The organism is Actinoplanes sp. NPDC051537, assembly GCF_055586105.1.
The window spans coordinates 33,582-48,472 of the sequence record NZ_JBVJIU010000028.1 but is presented as its reverse complement, the minus strand read 5'-3'; the positions used below and the strand labels follow the sequence as shown (position 1 = coordinate 48,472).

Sequence of the window (14,891 nt, the reverse complement as noted above, 5' to 3'; positions counted from 1 at the left end):
GCGGGAGGCCGCCGGGCGGGAGGCCGCCGGGCGGGAGGCCGCCGGGCGGGAGGCCGCCGGGCGGGAGGCCGCCGGGCGGGAGGCCGCCGGGCGGGCGACGACCTCCGAGGAGGAGGTCGCCGCCTGGTGGGCCACCTCGGTGAGCCGGATCGAGCCGGGCGTCATCGAGCTGCGCGGGCACCCGATCCAGGAGCTGATCGGCACCGTCACGCTGGGCGAGCTGATCTACCTGATGCTGCGCGGCACGCCCGCGCCGGCCGGGCACGCCGCCCTGCTCGAGGCCGCGATGGTCGCCGGCGCCGACCACGGCCCGCAGGCGCCGTCGATCGCGATCGCCCGGATGACCGCCACCTGCGGCGTCGGCCTCGCCAACGCCATGGCCAGCGGCGTGAACGCGCTCGGCGACGTGCACGGCGGCGCCGGCCAGCAGTGCCTCGCGCTGCTCGACGACATCGTGGCCGGCGCGCCGGTCGCCGAGGTCGTCGCCCGGCAGCGCTACTTCCCCGGCTTCGGCCATCGCTTCCACCCGGTCGACCCGCGGCGAGCGCCGATGCTCGCGCTCGTGCGGCGGGCGGCCGACGACGGCGTGGTGGCGGGCGACCACCTCCGCGCCGCCCTCGCCGTCGAGGAGGTCCTCGGCCCCCGCATCCCGATGAACGTCGACTGCCTGACCGCGATCGTCTACGGCGAGCTCGGCTTCGAGCCGCCGGTCGCGCGGGGCATCTTCGCGCTGAGCCGCAGCATCGGCATCCTCGCCCACGCCTGGGAGGAGATGTCCGGCGGCCGTCGCATCAAGGGACCGATCCCGCCGTCGATCCTGCCCGAGTACCGCGGCTGAGCTAGGCATCGCGGCCGCCGGTGCGCTCGGCGAAGTCCCGGAGCATCCGGCCCACGTCCGGGTCGCGGCCGGTGAACAGGCGCAACGACTCGGCGGCCTGGTGGACGACCATGCCGCCGCCGTCGAGGGTGCGGCAGCCCCGCTCGCGCGCGGCCCGGAGCAGCTCGGTCTCCAGCGGGCGGTAGACGATGTCGGCGACCCACATCTCCGGGCGCAGGGCCGCCGGATCGAGCGGCAGCCCGGGGCGGCCTTCCATTCCCACGGGGGTGGCATTCACCAGGCCGTCGCTGGTTTCCAGGATTTCCGGCACGCGGTCGAGCGCCGCCGCCTCGGCGTGGCCGCCGCGGTTGCGCAGCCGCTCCGCGAGGCGCCGGGCGCGGTCGAAGTCGGCGTCCAGGATCGTCAGGTGCGCGGCTCCCCGCCGTACGATCGCGAACGCCACCGCCGCGCCCGCGCCGCCGGCGCCCAGCTGAACCACCCGGCCGATCGGCGCGTCCGGCAGACCCTGCCGGAAGCTTTCCGCGAAGCCCGAGTGATCGGTGTTGTGGCCGATCGCCCGGCCGCCGGCGAAGACGACGGTGTTCACCGCGTCGAGCTCGGCCGCCTCCGGCGAGAGCTCGTCGAGGTGCTTGACCACCTCCTGTTTGCAGGGATGGGTGATGTTGAGGCCCCGGAAGCCGAGCGCGCCCGCCGCCTTGACGAGGTCGCCCACGCCGTCCGGCCCGAGTCCCCGCTCCGCGATGTCGATCAGCTGGTACCAGTAGCGCAGGCCGAGGCGGGCGGCCTCGTTCTCGTGCAGGGCGGGGCTGAGCGAGGTCTGGATGTCCGCGCCGATCAGACCGACGAGATAGGTGCCCGGCATCCGGCCTCCAGAGCTAATGTACGAACCGGTACGTTAGTTATCGGCGTCACATCGACCAAAGTCAAGGCCCGCCCTTCCTTTGCCCGCACCGCGAGTAGCGTCCGGACCTGACGCCTCGCCCCGGTTAGGAGCCCGATGACCGCCACCCCCGCGAAGCCGGCCCCGGAACGCCGCCGCGACCCCGAGCGCACCCGCGCCGAGATCCTCACGGTGGCGACGGCCGAGTTCGCCGACCGCGGCTACGACGGCGCCCGGGTCGACGAGATCGCCGCCCAGACCAGCACGACCAAACGCATGATTTACTATTATTTCGGCGGAAAACGACAGTTGTACGTCGCCGCCCTCGAGGCCGCCTACGCCCGCATCCGCGAGGCCGAACAACAGGTCAACGTCGACCACCTCGAGCCGGCCGACGCGATCCGCCGGATCGCCGGGATCACGTTCGACCACCACGAGGCCAACCCCGACTTCATCCGGCTGGTCAGCATCGAGAACATCCACCGCGCCGAGCACATCGTCCGCATCCCGGAGATGGTCAAGATCAATACCCCCGCGGTGCTGCTGCTCGACCGCATCCTGGAGCGTGGCCGGGCCACCGGCGAGTTCCGCGCCGACGTCGACGCCATCGACGTGCACCTGATGATCAGCGCGTTCTGCTTCTTCCGGGTGGCCAACCAGCACACCTTCGGCGCCATCTTCGGCCGCGACCTGCTGGACCCGGCCCGCCGCGCGCACTACCGGGGCATGCTCAGCGACATGGTCGTGGCCCACCTGACTAGCGTCTGACCGCCGCCCGCCGCTCGACGCCCTGCAACAGCACGTTGACGAGCACCGCGCCCACGCAGACGGCCAGGATCAGCGCGTCGGCCTCGGCGCCGCGCAGGTTGGCGATCAGGCCGGAGATCACCCGGCCCACGCCGTCGACCGAGACCATCAGCTCGGCCAGCAGCACGCCGAGCAGGCTCAGCGCCGCGCCGATGCGCAGGGCGCCGACCACGTCGGGGAACGCCGCCGGCAGGACCACCATGGTCAGCGCGCGTCGCCGGCTCGCGCCCATCGCCCGGGCCGCGGTCAGCAGGGCCGGATCGACCCGGGCGGCCGCGGCCATGGTTCCCAGGGCCACCGGCACGATGCCGTGGACGGCCCCGAAGGCGACCTCCGACCGGAAACCCAGGCCGAACCACAGCACGAACAGCGGGTAGAACGGCACCAGCGGCAGCGTGTAGAGGACGCCGAAGACGTCGCGGGCCGGCGGCATCAACCGGCCCGACCGGCCCAGCACGAGGCCGACGCCGACCCCCACCACGACCGTGATCGCGAAGGCGGCGAGGAAGCGGACGGTCGTGACGCCGAGCCCGTCGAGCACGTCGGACCGCGCCAGGTAGGCGACGCCGGTCGTGAAGACCCGGGACGGTGGCGCCAGGTAGCCGTCGTCGGGCGCGAAGATCTGCCACGCAACCAGCAGGACCAGCACGGCGGCCGCACGCAGCGCGGCAACCCTCACCCTCGACCTCACCGTCACCTCCAACCCTCAAGCTCAACGTGAGCCTTAGACAAATCCGGGGTCGTAGTAGGCGGACTCGTCCGGCACCTTCTGGGCGATCCCCAGGGCCGGGAGCTGATCGGCGTACGCCTTGAGCCCGGCCGTGCTGATCTTGCCGCCCGGGGTGAAGTCCTTGGCCAGCTCGGTGTAGGTCTTGACGGCCACGTCCTGTTTCATGCCGAGCTTCGACACCTCGAGCGCCACCGTGCCGGCCTGGTCCGCCTGGAGTTGCTTGATCGCGTCGGCGTAGGCCTGGACGAGCTTGCCGGCGGCGGCCTTCTGGCCCGACAGGAACTTGCCGGGCGCGGCCAGGACGGCGAACTGGCTGTCCGGCGTCAGATCGGCGACCCGGATGGCGCGGGCCGGCGTGCCCGCCGCCTCCATCGTGTAGGCGAACTCGACCGGCAGGATGATCGCGTCGACGTCGCCCTTGGTGAGCGCCGCGGTGTTGGCCGAGGGCGCGCCGAGCGGGACGGGCTGGAGTCCGGCCGCCTGCTTGGCGATCAGCTTGGCGGTGAAGTCGGTGAGCGAGCCGAACTTGGAGATGCCCACCTTCTTGCCGGCCAGGTCGGGCAGCGCCCGGATCGGCGAGCCGTCCTTGACGATCACCGACATCGGCGTGGCCGCCGCGGTGCCGTAGAACGCCTTGAGATCCACGCCCGCGGCGGTCGCGGCGACGACGTCGAGCCCGGTCGCCTCGGCCACGTCGACGGTCCCGCCGGCGACGGCCTTGACCAGGTCCGACCCGGCCGAGAACTCGACGATCTTCACAGTGAGCCCGTGCTGCCCGAAGATCCCCTTCGCCGCGGCGACCTGGGCCGGCATCGCGTGCGTGAAGTCCTGCCCTTGCACCAACCCGAGCGATATCTCGGACTTGCCGGTCTCGCCGTGGGGTGGCGTGCCGGACATGCCGCAGGCCTGAAGGGGCAGAGCGAGCGCGAGCAGGAGCGCGAGGGCGCGGGGACGACGACTCATCGGCGGACCGACCTTTCCAACAGGGTGGCGAACAGCGTGAAGGCCGCGTTGACGAGCACCGTCAGCGCGACCGCGAGCGCCACCCACGCGAACAGGTCGGCGCTCCGATAGCCCTGGCCGGCGGCGGCGAGCCGATATCCGACCCCCGAGGCGCCGGCGATGAACTCGGCGGCGATCACCGTGACCAGGGCGAGGCCCAGCCCGACCCGCAGCCCGGAGACGATGCCGGGCAGCGCGGACGGCACCACGACCGTCCGGGCGAGGCGGGCGCGGCCGGCGCCCATCGAACGCATCGCGGCGAGCAGGCCGGGATCGGTCTGGGCCACCGCCCGGGTCGCCGCGATGGCGATCGGGAAGAACGCGTACAGGCCGCCGAGCAGCACCTTCGACGCCGTGCCGATGCCCAGCGACGCGGCCAGCACCGGATAGAGCACGACGAGCGGCACCGCGGCCAGCGTCCCCAGCAGCGGGTCGTACGCCCGGCCCAACACCCGCGAGCCGCCCAGCACCACCCCGAGCGGAACGCCCACCAGCGCCGCGATCACGAAGCCGAGCAGCGCGCGCCCGAGCGTCACACCCATCGCCGGGAGCCAGTCCCCTACCTTTATCCCGGTAAATGCGGACAAGGTGGCCGAGGGGGACGGCAGCGTCAGGGGCGCGACGGCCGGACGGACGGTCAGCGCCCACCACGGGACGATCACGATCAACAGCACGACGACGTACGCGATCAAGCGCCGCATCACGCCTCCAGGAGCAGTGCCGCCAGGCGGTCCTGCAGGGCGTGGAACGACGGTGTGCGCATCATCCCGGCCTCGCGCGGCCGGGCAAGCGGCACCTCGATGACGTCCTTGACGGTGGCCGGCCGCCCGGTCAGCACCACGATCCGGTCGGCCAGATAGACCGCCTCGGGCAGGCTGTGCGTCACGAAGACGACCGTCTTGCCCTGGTCGGCCAGCAGCCGCAGCAGCTCGGCGCCGAGCTTGAGCCGGGTCTGCTCGTCCAGCGCCGCGAACGGCTCGTCGAGCAGCAGGATGTCCGCCTCGCAGGCCAGCGCCCGGGCGATCGCCACCCGCTGCCGCATGCCGCCGGAGAGCTCGGGCGGCACCCGGTCGGCGGCGTCGGCCAGCCCGACCAGGCCGAGCAGCTCCAGCGCCCGGTCCCGGCGTGCCTTCCGCCCGAGGCCGCGCAGCTCGAGCGGCGCCTCGACGTTGCGCCGCGCCGAGCGCCAGGGGAACAACGCGAGGTCCTGGAAGACGTACGCGATGGACTGCGGAAGCGGACCGGTGACCTCGGCCCCGTCGACCGTCACCGTGCCGGCGGCCGGCCGCAGCAGGCCGCCGATCGCCCGCAGCGCGCTGCTCTTGCCGCAGCCGGACGGGCCGATCAGGCTGACCAGCTCCCCCGCCCGCACCTCGAAGGAGAGGCCGGCGGCCGCGCGCACGTCGCCGTAGCGCAGGTCGAGGCCCTCGACGACGATCCGGTCCCCCACGCGACCACCTACTTTCACCCACCGAAAGTGGATTTCGCCATCGAGCCTAGAACTGAAGGTGATCGATGTAAAGCGGTGCGGAAGTCAACGCAGACGGGACCGGGCCGCAACCGAACGGCTCCGCGCGGGCCCGACTCTTGTGTCGTGAGCCTCGCCAACCCTCTGCACGCCCGGCGACCGGCCGGGTGGCAGTTGCTGCTCGCGCTGGCCGTCGTCGCCATCGTCGCCTACTACGGGCTCGTCCACCTCGGCACCGTGTGGGCCGGCGCCCAGGTCGCCCTCTACGGCAGCGCGAACGGCGCGATCGCGATCACCAGCATGCTGGCCGCCCGCCGGCACCGGCAGCTGCGCGGCGCGCTGCTGCTCACCGCCGCCTCGGCGGTGGCCAGCCTGACCGGCGACCTGATCTTCTACTTCATGGCGCTGGTCGGCGGCGAGGTCGCGTACCCGAGCATCGCCGACGTCTTCTACCTCGGCTACTACCCGCTGTTCGCGCTCGGCCTGCTGGTGCTGGTGCGCAAGCGGACGCCGCAGTGGAGCAGCGTGAGCGCGATCGACGCCGCCATCGTGGCGGTGAGCGTCGGTTACCTGATCTTCGAGTTCGTGATCGCGCCGACCGTCCTGATCACCTCCGGCAACGTCACCATCCTGGTCTCGGTCGCCTATCCGCTCGGCGACCTGATGGTCGCCGTGGTCGGCGCGCGCCTGCTGCTCGACCCCGGCGCGGGGAGCCTGCCGCTGCGCATGATCGGCGTCAGCCTGGTGACCGCCCTCGGCGCCGACACCGTTTACAGCATCCAGTCCCTCAACGGCACCTACCACGTGGCGAACTTCCTCGACGCCCTCTACATGGGCGCGGCGTACCTGATGGCGGCCGCGATCGCGCACCCGGACGCGCCGCGCATCGTCCAGCGCTCGACCGACGCCGCCCCGGAGGCGACGCCGGGCCGTCTGGCCGTGCTCGCCGTCGCCGCCGTGGTCGCCCCGACCGCCATGATCGTGGAGTACCTGAACCGCGGCGAGGCGCACATCGTGCTCGCCGGGATCGTCTGCATCGTCCTGTTCCTGCTGGTCGTGGCCCGGATGGGCAGTCTCGTGCGGGCGCAGCGGCGGGCCGCCACCACCGACGGGCTCACCCACACCCGCAACCGCCGGCACTTCGAGCAGACGCTGCGGGCCGAGGCCGAGCGGGCCGCCCGCCACCACGGCGACCTGAGCGTGCTGCTGCTCGACATCGACCGCTTCAAGCTGGTCAACGACACCTACGGGCACGGCGGCGGCGACCGCGTGCTGGTCGAGGTCGCCGACCGGCTGCGGGCCCAGGTCCGCCCGAGCGACGTGCTCGCCCGCTACGGCGGCGAGGAGTTCGCGGTGCTGCTGCCCAACACCGGGCCGGAGCGGGCCCGGGAGATCGCCGAGCGGGTGCGCCGCGGCGTCGCGGCCACCCCGATCGCGGTCGGCGCCGACGAGCGGCACCGCGTCACGGTGTCGGTCGGCGTGGCCGGCCTGCCGGCGGGCAGCTCGGACGGCGCGGCGCTGGTGCTGGCGGCCGACCGGGCCCTGTACGCGGCCAAGGACGGCGGCCGGGACTGCGTGGCGGCGGCCTGAAGCCGGTTTCCTGGACGCAAGTCATGTATCCGACAACTTTCTGCAACCTGGCTGCGGCAGGGTGCGTCCCATGGACCTTCGCAACGGGATCGGGCTGCGACCGCTGGGAAGCTCGGCGGCCGAGTTCGAGCAGGACCTGCTGAGCAACCTCTACTACCGGCGGGGCACCACCGTCGAGTCGGCGAGCATGCAGGACGCGTACGAGACGCTCGCGCTGACCGTGCGGGATCGCCTCGCCGAACGCCGCGCCCGCACCACCGCCGCGCATTACGCGGCGAATCCGCGCTGGGTCTACTACCTCTCCGCCGAGTACCTGCTGGGGCGGCAGCTCGAGCAGAACCTCCTCTACTCGGGGACGGGCACGATCGCGACCGCCGCGCTCAAGGCGCTCGGCGTCTCCTACGACGAGGTCGAGGAGCTCGACATCGAGCCGGGGCTCGGCAACGGCGGCCTCGGCCGGCTCGCCGCCTGCCTGGTCGACGGCCTGGCGACGCTCGACATCCCGGCGGTCGGCTACGGCATCCGCTACGACTTCGGCATCTTCAAGCAGGACTTCGCCGGCGGCGCCCAGGTCGAGAAGCCCGACGACTGGACGTTCCAGGGCAACCCGTGGGAGTTCCCGGCGCCGGACGACCGCGAGCCGGTCTACTTCTACGGGCACGTCGAGAAGGGCGAGGACGGCCGGCGGAAGTGGATCCCGGGCGAGGTCGTGCTCGGCGAGCCCAGCCACATGCTGGTGCCCGGCTACGGGACGGACACGGTCAACATCGTGCGCCTGTGGAAGGCCCGGGGCAGCGAGTCGTCGTTCGACCTGTCGCGCTTCTCGGCCGGCCAGTACGCCGAGGCCGTCCAGGAGGCGGTGCGGGCCGAGAACATCAGCAAGGTCCTCTACCCCGACGACTCGACCGAGCTCGGGCGTGAGCTGCGGCTGAAGCAGCAGTACTTCCTCGTGTCCTGCTCGCTGCGGGACATCCTGCGCCGGTTCCGGCTGTGGGACGCGCCGCTGACCGACCTCTCCGACAAGGCGGTCATCCAGCTCAACGACACGCACCCCTCGCTGGCGATCCCCGAGCTCATGCGGCTGCTCATGGACGAGGAGGCGCTCGACTGGGACACCGCCTGGGCGATCACGCAACGGACCTTCGCGTACACGTGCCACACGCTCTTGCCGGAGGCCCTCGAGACGTGGCCGGTCGGGATGTTCGAGCGTCTGCTCCCCCGCCACCTGGAGATCGTCTACGACATCAACGAGTGGCTTCTCGCGCAGGTCCGGTCGCGCTTCCCGGGCGACCTCGACCGCGTACGCCGGATGTCGCTCATCCAGGAGACGCCGGAGCGCCGGGTCCGGATGGCCAATCTGGCCGTCGTCGGCACGACCGCGGTCAACGGCGTCGCCCAGCTGCACTCGGACCTGCTGGTGTCGACGACGTTCGCCGACTTCGCGACGCTGTGGCCGGCGAAGTTCCGCAACGTCACCAACGGCGTCTCGCCGCGGCGGTTCGTGCGCCTCGCCAACCCCCGGCTCTCCGACCTGATCTCCTCGGCGCTCGGCGACGACCGCTGGATCAACGACCTCGACCGGCTGACCGAGCTCGAGCGGTTCGCGGACGACGCCGGGTTCCTTTCGCGGTGGCGGGAGATCAAGCGGGGCAACAAGGTGCGGCTCGGGCTGGGCGATCCGGACTCGCTGACCGACGTCATGGTCAAGCGCTTCCACGAGTACAAGCGGCAGCAGCTCAAGCTCCTGCACGTGATCACCCATTACCACAAGATCAAGGACAACCCCGGCGGCTCGTACGTCCCGCGCACCGTGCTCTTCGCCGGGAAGGCGGCGCCGGCCTACCATGCCGCGAAGTCGATCATTCACCTGATCAACGCGGTGGCGGCCGTGATCGACGCCGACCCCGGGGTCTCGCCGCACCTGAAGCTGGTCTTCCCGCCGAACTACAACGTGACGCTGGGCGAGCTGATCATCCCGGCCGCCGACCTGAGCGAGCAGATCTCGCTGGCCGGCAAGGAGGCGTCCGGCACCGGCAACATGAAGCTGGCCCTGAACGGCGCGATCACGATCGGAACGCTGGACGGGGCGAACATCGAGATCCGCGACCGCGTCGGCGCCCCGAACTTCTTCCTGTTCGGCCTGGACACCCCCGGCGCGGTGGCGTTGCAGTCGTCCGGTTACCGCCCGCGCGACTACTACGCGGCCGACCCGGCGCTGAAGCGGGCGCTCGACGCGATCGCGTCCGGCGCCTTCGGCGGCGTGGGCCAGGAGGTGGCGGCTTCGTTGCTGGAACACGACGAGTATCTGACGCTGGCCGACTTCGCCGCGTATTCCGCCGCCCAGGAGCAGGTCGACCGGGCATGGCAGGACACCGACGGCTGGACGCGTGCTTCCCTGCTCAACACGGCTCGGAGCGGCTTCTTCTCGGCCGACCGCACGGTCCGGGACTATGCCTCCGGCATCTGGAAGGTCTCACCCGTGACGGTCGGCTAGGTAGTTCTCGGCGAACTCGCGATCCTCGTGATTGCGCTCCACCGGGCTCGCCCTGAGCATCGCGGCGAGCCCGGCCGCGCCGTCTCCCAGCCCCTGTTCCGACCCCAGCCCTCGATCCGACCCCCGGCTCCATTCCGAGCCCAGCGCTCGCTCCGACCCCGGCCCTCGCTCCAGCCCCGGGCCCTGCTCCGACCCCAGCCCTCGCTCCGACCCCCTCCCCTGCTCCGCCTCTCCCGTCCTGGCCAAATGGGCTTTTATGCCGACATAAGCCATTCTTCGGACGACCCGGCTCGGATCATGCAGCAGCCTTCCCGCCTCGGCGGGGATCTCACCGGGGTCGATGATGGCGGCGAGGGCGGCGGCCAGCAGGTAGCGGGTCTGCTCGTCGGTGCTGACGGCCAGCGTGCCCGCGATCGCGCCTCCGGTGATTTTGACGAGGGCCGGGCGGGCCAGCAGCAGGCGCAGCATCATCGGGTCGGACCAGCTGCCCTGCGCGAGGCGGTAGAGGTGCAGGGCGGCGTCGGGCGAGACCCGGTCGATGATCGCGATGACGGCCAGGCGGGAGAGGCGGCGCCCCTCGAAGGCCGCGCTCTCGAAGAACCGCTGGAAGATCCGCCGGCCGCGCGGCTCCTCGCCGAACAGGTCGCCGTAGATCGTCAGCAGTTGCAGGCCGGAGAGCTGCACCTCGATGTTCTCGGTGGCGGTCAGCGTCTCGACGATCCGCCAGACCCGCTCGAGCAGCACCGGGTCGTCGCGGGCCGCGGCCTCGAGGCCCTCGCTGATGCTGGGGTGGCGCAGCACGACGCCCTCGCCGCGGTGCAGCGTGTAGCCGTGCACCGAGCGGCCGGCCGACTCCCACGAGACGTTCTGCTCGCGAAGCTCGTCGTAGAGCCGCCGGGCCAGGTCGATCGGCACCGCCGCGCTCGACATGTAGCCGGCCAGGGCCAGGAACGTCTGCTGCCAGGGCGGCATGGCGGCGATCAGGCGGGCGTACTCGGCGACGATGTCGCGGAAGGCGGGGAGCAGGGACATGGCTTCCGTACGCGAGTCGTAGTCGCGGGTGCTGCGCAGGAACTCCTCGATGTTGTGCGGCGCCGGGAGGTCCTCCACGAAGTCGAACGTCTCGTCGCGGGTCGCGGCCCAGCGAACCTGATAGGCGTCCCGGTAGTTGCGGGCCATGACGACCAGATCGGCGTACGAGTAGGAGGCCCCGACCTGCAGTTCCTGGCTGAGCCGCACGACCAGCGTGGACAGGTCGGCCGTGACCACCTTGTCGAAGATCGCCGTGCGTGACGTGATCACGAGACGGACGTCGCGTTTCGCCACCGAGACGACGAGGCTGCGCAGGGACTGGGCGAACCGGGCGGCGTCGAACGGGACCGTCTGGCCGAACGGGTCCTCGAGATAGACGGTGTGGCCGTCCCGGAGCTGGTCGCGGATGCGGTCGGCGGCCTGGTCGCCGTACGCGAGCGATTCTTGGATCTGATGGCTGCGCAACCAGATCGGGGTGCGCGAGTGGTCCCGGTAGTCCTCCCAGAGGATGCGCAGGGCGCTGTAGGTCTTGCCCATGTGCGGGTCGCCGAGGATGAAGACCACGTGCTGCCGCTCGAGGATTTCGCGGATCTTCGCGTATTGGACCGGCGGAACGAAAAGGCGATCGATGCCGCCGTACGAGCCGTCCGGGTCCTCGTCGATCTCCAGCAGCGACAGAAACCCGGCGAACCGCTGCTCCCCTGGGATCTTGGCGATCTCGGCCCGCAGCCGCTCGAACTCGGCCGTCCGGGCTGGCGGAAGGTCGCCCTCGATGGCCGCGCCGAGACCGGCCAGGGCGTCGGCCGCCTCGACCGCGGTGGCGCCGGCGGTCAGCCAGGTGAGGATGCTCTGCCATCCCGCGCCGAGGACGTCATCGGGGATCGTCCGGTCGCCCCGCCGGTGAAGCCCCGCCGCGCTGAGGACCGCCCGGCGCATTCTGGTCTCGCCGTACCCCGGCATCGTCTCCAGGAAGCGGGCGAGCCGCTGCCGCAGCGCGTGCGGAACCGGCGTGCCCTCCATGTGCTCAGTCCCGGGGGTCGGTCTTCTGCTGCTGGGCGAGCCCGGTGAGCCACCCCAGCTCCTCGTGCCCGGCGGCGAGGGCGAGCGCGTCGTCGAACCAGCGGTCCGCGGTCGTCTTGTCTCCCACCCGCCGATGCAGCTCGCCGATCAGATAGGTCAGCGCCGGCCGCGACCGCGGGTCGGCGTCGCCGGCGAGGTACTCCTCGAACTTGTCGGCCGCCTTGCGCCGGTAGAACTCCTCCTGCGCCGGTTCGCCGCCGTTGTCGCGGATGCACCAGGCCGCGTTGAGGTAGTGGTCGCCCACCACCTCGGCCGACAGCCCGCGCGCCTCGGCCAGCAGCGCCGCGAACTCCCACCGCCGCGGCGAGTCGGCGTCCTCATCGAACACCACGGGCGTGATCCGCTCACTGAGCATCGTGGCCACCGCCGGCTCCACGGTGCCCTCGAAGTCGTCCTGGTCCCCGGTGAACCCGCACTTCCGGCAGGTGCTGATCATGAGCGTACGGGGGCTGATCCCGTTCGTGATACGCCGGAAGTCGGTGTCCTGGCCCATGAAGTTCGTGCTGGTGAGGACCGTGAACTCGACCTCGGACCGGCAGTTCGGGCAGTTGACGGTGATGCGGTCGAACGTCGTCATGCTCGCTCCAGGCGCGTCCTGATCTCGTCGGGCAGGTCGGCGAGGATGGCGCCCACGCGGATGCCCTCGTTACGGAAATAGACGGTACCGGACGCCGGATCGGGCAAATTCCCCCCGGCGTGGTGCAGCCCCACCACCGCCCACCGGTCGTCCAGCACCGGCGACCCCGACGACCCCGGCAACGTCGAGGTCACGTACTGCAGCACGGTGTCACCGACCGCCTCGACGAAGTTGCTCTGCAGCGCCACCTGCTTGGGCTGCCCACCCGGATGCTGGACGACGTTCACCCGGTCGTGCACCCCGATCGTGCGGTCGCGCAACGGCAGGTACCCCCACTCGTCCCCCGGCCGCCCCGCGAGCTCGACCAGCGAGTAGTCCAGCGTCCCGCTTCCGGCAAGCAGCCCCTTGGCCGCGACCCGCTCCACCGGCTGCGCCCGTCCTGCCGAGTCGTCCTCATAGTTGAAGACGAACGAGGCGGAAGCCGCATGCTCCGCCGTGGGCAGCACGTGAGCATTGGTCAGCAACAGGTCGGGCGCCACGAGAAACCCGGTCCCCGACCACCGCCGAGCCCCGTCCACCACCTCCAGGTAGGCCACGGCCCGAGCCACCCGAACCCCTTCGGCAAGAAACGAGACCGGCCGAAGCGTATTGGCCCGAATAATCTTCTCCCGAACATCAGCCACGTCCCCCGGCGCCAGCCAGTCCCTGACCCCCGGCTGAACCGCCAGCGGCGTCATCAGGTCATAGCGCTCGATGAGCGTCCGCAACGCGGCCTGCTTCTCGGCCCCCACCATCTCCGAAAGCAGGTTGAGAAACAGCCCCAGAGCCTGCCGCCCGTCGTCGCCCCGCCCGTACTGAAGCAGATAGTCGACAAGCGACGCAGCCGCAATGAACGGCGCCCCCGACAGATCGATCATCCGGCTGAGCCTCTCGAGTCCAGCCAGCTTGACCAGTTGCCCGCGGCCCGCCTCACTGCCGAACTCAGGCACCTCACTAACGATCCGAACCACCCGAAGCCGATCAGCCCCCGAGACGGTCACCACAAGCCCCACCCCCAGACCGCCCCACCGCCGGGCACCGCTGCCTGTCTCACTCGTGCAGTATCCCGAATGGACGCACGCCCCCACCCTCCGCCGAACGGCACTCGCTCACCACCCCAACGGCTCCCGCCCGGCTTCGCACCTCCTCGCCCTCCGCCGCCGCTCCTTGTCTGCCCGCCGCCGCGCCTCCCCTACCGCCACACCTCCCCTGCCGCCACACCTCCCCTGCCGCCTTACCTCCCTTAGCCGCCACACCTCCCCTAGCCGCCACACCTCCCTTAGCCGCCACACCTCCCTTAGCCGCCACACCTCCCTTAGCCGCCACACCTCCCTTAGCCGCCACACCTCCCCTAGCCGCCACACCTCCCCTAGCCGCCACACTCCCCTAGCCGCCACACTCCCCTAGCCGCCACACCTCCCCTAGCCGCCACACCTCCCCTAGCCGCCACACCTCCCCTAGCCGCCACACCTCCCCTAGCCGCCACACCTCCCCTAGCCGCCACACTCCCCTAGCCGCCACACCTCCCTTGCCGCCGCACCCTCCCCGTGATCGCGCCTCGACATCGCCCGAATCAAACGTCGCGGCGACGCACTGCCAGGTAACCCCCGATCAGCGCCGCGGCCGCCCAGAGCGCCATGATGCCGAGGCCCGCCCATGGGCCGTAGGGACGACCGAACTGCGGATCTCCCTCGGGCCCGACGATGTGCATGGCGACCATGCCGGCCTGATCGGGCAGAAACTGCGCCACCGTCTTCACTTTGGGCGCGTTGCCAATCCCCTGCGAACCGATGAACAGCAACGGCAACAGGATCGCCAGCGTGGGAATCGAGCCGCGCAGCAGCAACGCCAGGCCGGTCGCGAACAGGTAGATCAGCGTCAGGTAGGCGCACGCGCCGAGCGCCGCCTTCAGCGTTTCGGCATCGGCGAACTTCGCACCATGCGGCCCCAACCCGGCCTGCGCCGCGACGAACGTCAACGGAACGATCACCACGGCCACCGCCAAGGCGAGCAGTCCCCCGGCCAGGACCTTGCCGCCGACGAAGCGCCCGCGCACCGGCACCGCCGTGAGGGAACCGCGGATGGTGCCCGTCGAATACTCACCCGTGACCACGAAGACGGCCAGCACCACCAACGCCAGCTGGCCGAGGGTAAGGCTGTAGAAGCTGGCCAGCAGCGGATCGAACTGCTCCCGCGCCTCCGTGGTCATCTCATTCCACCCGGACCGGAAGCTCGCACCGAACAGAAACCCCAGCCCCACGCTCAGCGCCAAGGTGAGCGCGAGCGTCCACATCGTGGAGCGCACCGAACGAATCTTGATCCACTCGGCGGTCAGCAACGCCGTCATGGCCGGT

The 14,891-nt window shown here is 71.3% G+C and carries 13 protein-coding genes; 4 read left to right on the top strand and 9 right to left on the bottom strand.

Annotated elements, in window-relative coordinates; genetic code table 11:
• On the top strand, positions 1-838 hold an 838-nt coding region (locus tag ACZ6TB_RS44965), incomplete at its 5' end, for a citryl-CoA lyase (protein WP_465566743.1).
• 1 nt (position 839) lies between these two features.
• On the opposite strand, the gene ACZ6TB_RS44960 is transcribed toward ACZ6TB_RS44965, so the two are convergent.
• The gene (locus ACZ6TB_RS44960) at positions 840-1,700 is read right to left on the bottom strand and encodes a shikimate dehydrogenase (protein ID WP_465566740.1); all 861 of its coding nucleotides are present in this window, start codon (positions 1,698-1,700) and stop codon (positions 840-842) included.
• A 135-nt stretch (positions 1,701-1,835) separates the two neighbouring features.
• Between ACZ6TB_RS44960 and ACZ6TB_RS44955 the strand changes: the two genes are divergently transcribed.
• Positions 1,836-2,486 carry a TetR/AcrR family transcriptional regulator gene (locus ACZ6TB_RS44955; protein ID WP_465566737.1) on the top strand — a complete coding sequence of 217 codons (651 nt, stop codon included), beginning with the start codon at positions 1,836-1,838 and terminating at the stop codon, positions 2,484-2,486.
• Here ACZ6TB_RS44955 and ACZ6TB_RS44950 read toward each other — a convergent pair.
• From ACZ6TB_RS44950 to ACZ6TB_RS44935, 4 genes are read right to left on the bottom strand one after another with little or no spacing between them, the layout of a single operon-like run.
• Entirely contained in the window at positions 2,476-3,216 is a 741-nt protein-coding gene (locus ACZ6TB_RS44950) for an ABC transporter permease (RefSeq protein WP_465566735.1), read from the bottom strand. The genes ACZ6TB_RS44955 and ACZ6TB_RS44950 overlap by 11 nt on opposite strands.
• 33 nt (positions 3,217-3,249) lie before the next feature.
• Complete coding sequence (locus tag ACZ6TB_RS44945; protein WP_465566732.1) at positions 3,250-4,218, bottom strand: ABC transporter substrate-binding protein; 969 nt, start codon at positions 4,216-4,218, stop codon at positions 3,250-3,252.
• Positions 4,215-4,958 carry an ABC transporter permease gene (locus ACZ6TB_RS44940; protein WP_465566729.1) on the bottom strand — a complete coding sequence of 248 codons (744 nt, stop codon included), beginning with the start codon at positions 4,956-4,958 and terminating at the stop codon, positions 4,215-4,217. The genes ACZ6TB_RS44945 and ACZ6TB_RS44940 overlap by 4 nt, the downstream gene beginning before the upstream one ends.
• On the bottom strand, positions 4,958-5,707 hold the full coding sequence (locus ACZ6TB_RS44935; protein WP_465566726.1) for an ABC transporter ATP-binding protein: 750 nt from the start codon (positions 5,705-5,707) through the stop codon (positions 4,958-4,960). The genes ACZ6TB_RS44940 and ACZ6TB_RS44935 overlap by 1 nt, the downstream gene beginning before the upstream one ends.
• 144 nt (positions 5,708-5,851) lie before the next feature.
• On the opposite strand from ACZ6TB_RS44935, the gene ACZ6TB_RS44930 reads away from it, so the two are divergent.
• Together ACZ6TB_RS44930 and ACZ6TB_RS44925 are read left to right on the top strand one after the other, a co-directional pair.
• Entirely contained in the window at positions 5,852-7,315 is a 1,464-nt protein-coding gene (locus ACZ6TB_RS44930) for a GGDEF domain-containing protein (RefSeq protein ID WP_465566723.1), read from the top strand.
• 70 nt (positions 7,316-7,385) lie between these two features.
• On the top strand, positions 7,386-9,809 hold the full coding sequence (locus ACZ6TB_RS44925) for a glycogen/starch/alpha-glucan phosphorylase (protein WP_465566721.1): 2,424 nt from the start codon (positions 7,386-7,388) through the stop codon (positions 9,807-9,809).
• On the opposite strand, the gene ACZ6TB_RS44920 is transcribed toward ACZ6TB_RS44925, so the two are convergent.
• From ACZ6TB_RS44920 to ACZ6TB_RS44905, 4 genes are all read right to left on the bottom strand, one after another.
• Positions 9,789-11,861 (bottom strand): nSTAND3 domain-containing NTPase, encoded by a 2,073-nt coding sequence (locus ACZ6TB_RS44920; RefSeq protein WP_465566719.1) that lies wholly within the window; start codon positions 11,859-11,861, stop codon positions 9,789-9,791. The two genes, ACZ6TB_RS44925 and ACZ6TB_RS44920, sit on opposite strands and share 21 nt — an antisense overlap.
• Before the next feature lie 4 nt (positions 11,862-11,865).
• Complete coding sequence (locus ACZ6TB_RS44915; protein ID WP_465566717.1) at positions 11,866-12,498, bottom strand: DUF2225 domain-containing protein; 633 nt, start codon at positions 12,496-12,498, stop codon at positions 11,866-11,868.
• Positions 12,495-13,538 carry a trypsin-like peptidase domain-containing protein gene (locus ACZ6TB_RS44910; RefSeq protein ID WP_465566897.1) on the bottom strand — a complete coding sequence of 348 codons (1,044 nt, stop codon included), beginning with the start codon at positions 13,536-13,538 and terminating at the stop codon, positions 12,495-12,497. The genes ACZ6TB_RS44915 and ACZ6TB_RS44910 overlap by 4 nt, the downstream gene beginning before the upstream one ends.
• Positions 13,539-14,110: 572 nt before the next feature.
• Positions 14,111-14,884, bottom strand: coding sequence for an ABC transporter permease (locus ACZ6TB_RS44905; RefSeq protein ID WP_465566715.1), 774 nt, complete (start codon positions 14,882-14,884; stop codon positions 14,111-14,113).
• Positions 14,885-14,891: the final 7 nt, after the last annotated feature.

What these genes read in the sequence shown, in the direction of transcription:
- ACZ6TB_RS44960 (WP_465566740.1), bottom strand. Translation starts at nt 1,700, where the DNA reads ATGCCGGGCACCTATCTCGTCGGTCTGATCGGCGCGGACATCCAGACC.
- ACZ6TB_RS44955 (WP_465566737.1), top strand. Translation starts at nt 1,836, where the DNA reads ATGACCGCCACCCCCGCGAAGCCGGCCCCGGAACGCCGCCGCGACCCC.
- ACZ6TB_RS44945 (WP_465566732.1), bottom strand. Translation starts at nt 4,218, where the DNA reads ATGAGTCGTCGTCCCCGCGCCCTCGCGCTCCTGCTCGCGCTCGCTCTG.
- ACZ6TB_RS44940 (WP_465566729.1), bottom strand. Translation starts at nt 4,958, where the DNA reads ATGCGGCGCTTGATCGCGTACGTCGTCGTGCTGTTGATCGTGATCGTC.
- ACZ6TB_RS44925 (WP_465566721.1), top strand. Translation starts at nt 7,386, where the DNA reads ATGGACCTTCGCAACGGGATCGGGCTGCGACCGCTGGGAAGCTCGGCG.
- ACZ6TB_RS44920 (WP_465566719.1), bottom strand. Translation starts at nt 11,861, where the DNA reads ATGGAGGGCACGCCGGTTCCGCACGCGCTGCGGCAGCGGCTCGCCCGC.
- ACZ6TB_RS44915 (WP_465566717.1), bottom strand. Translation starts at nt 12,498, where the DNA reads ATGACGACGTTCGACCGCATCACCGTCAACTGCCCGAACTGCCGGTCC.
- ACZ6TB_RS44905 (WP_465566715.1), bottom strand. Translation starts at nt 14,884, where the DNA reads ATGACGGCGTTGCTGACCGCCGAGTGGATCAAGATTCGTTCGGTGCGC.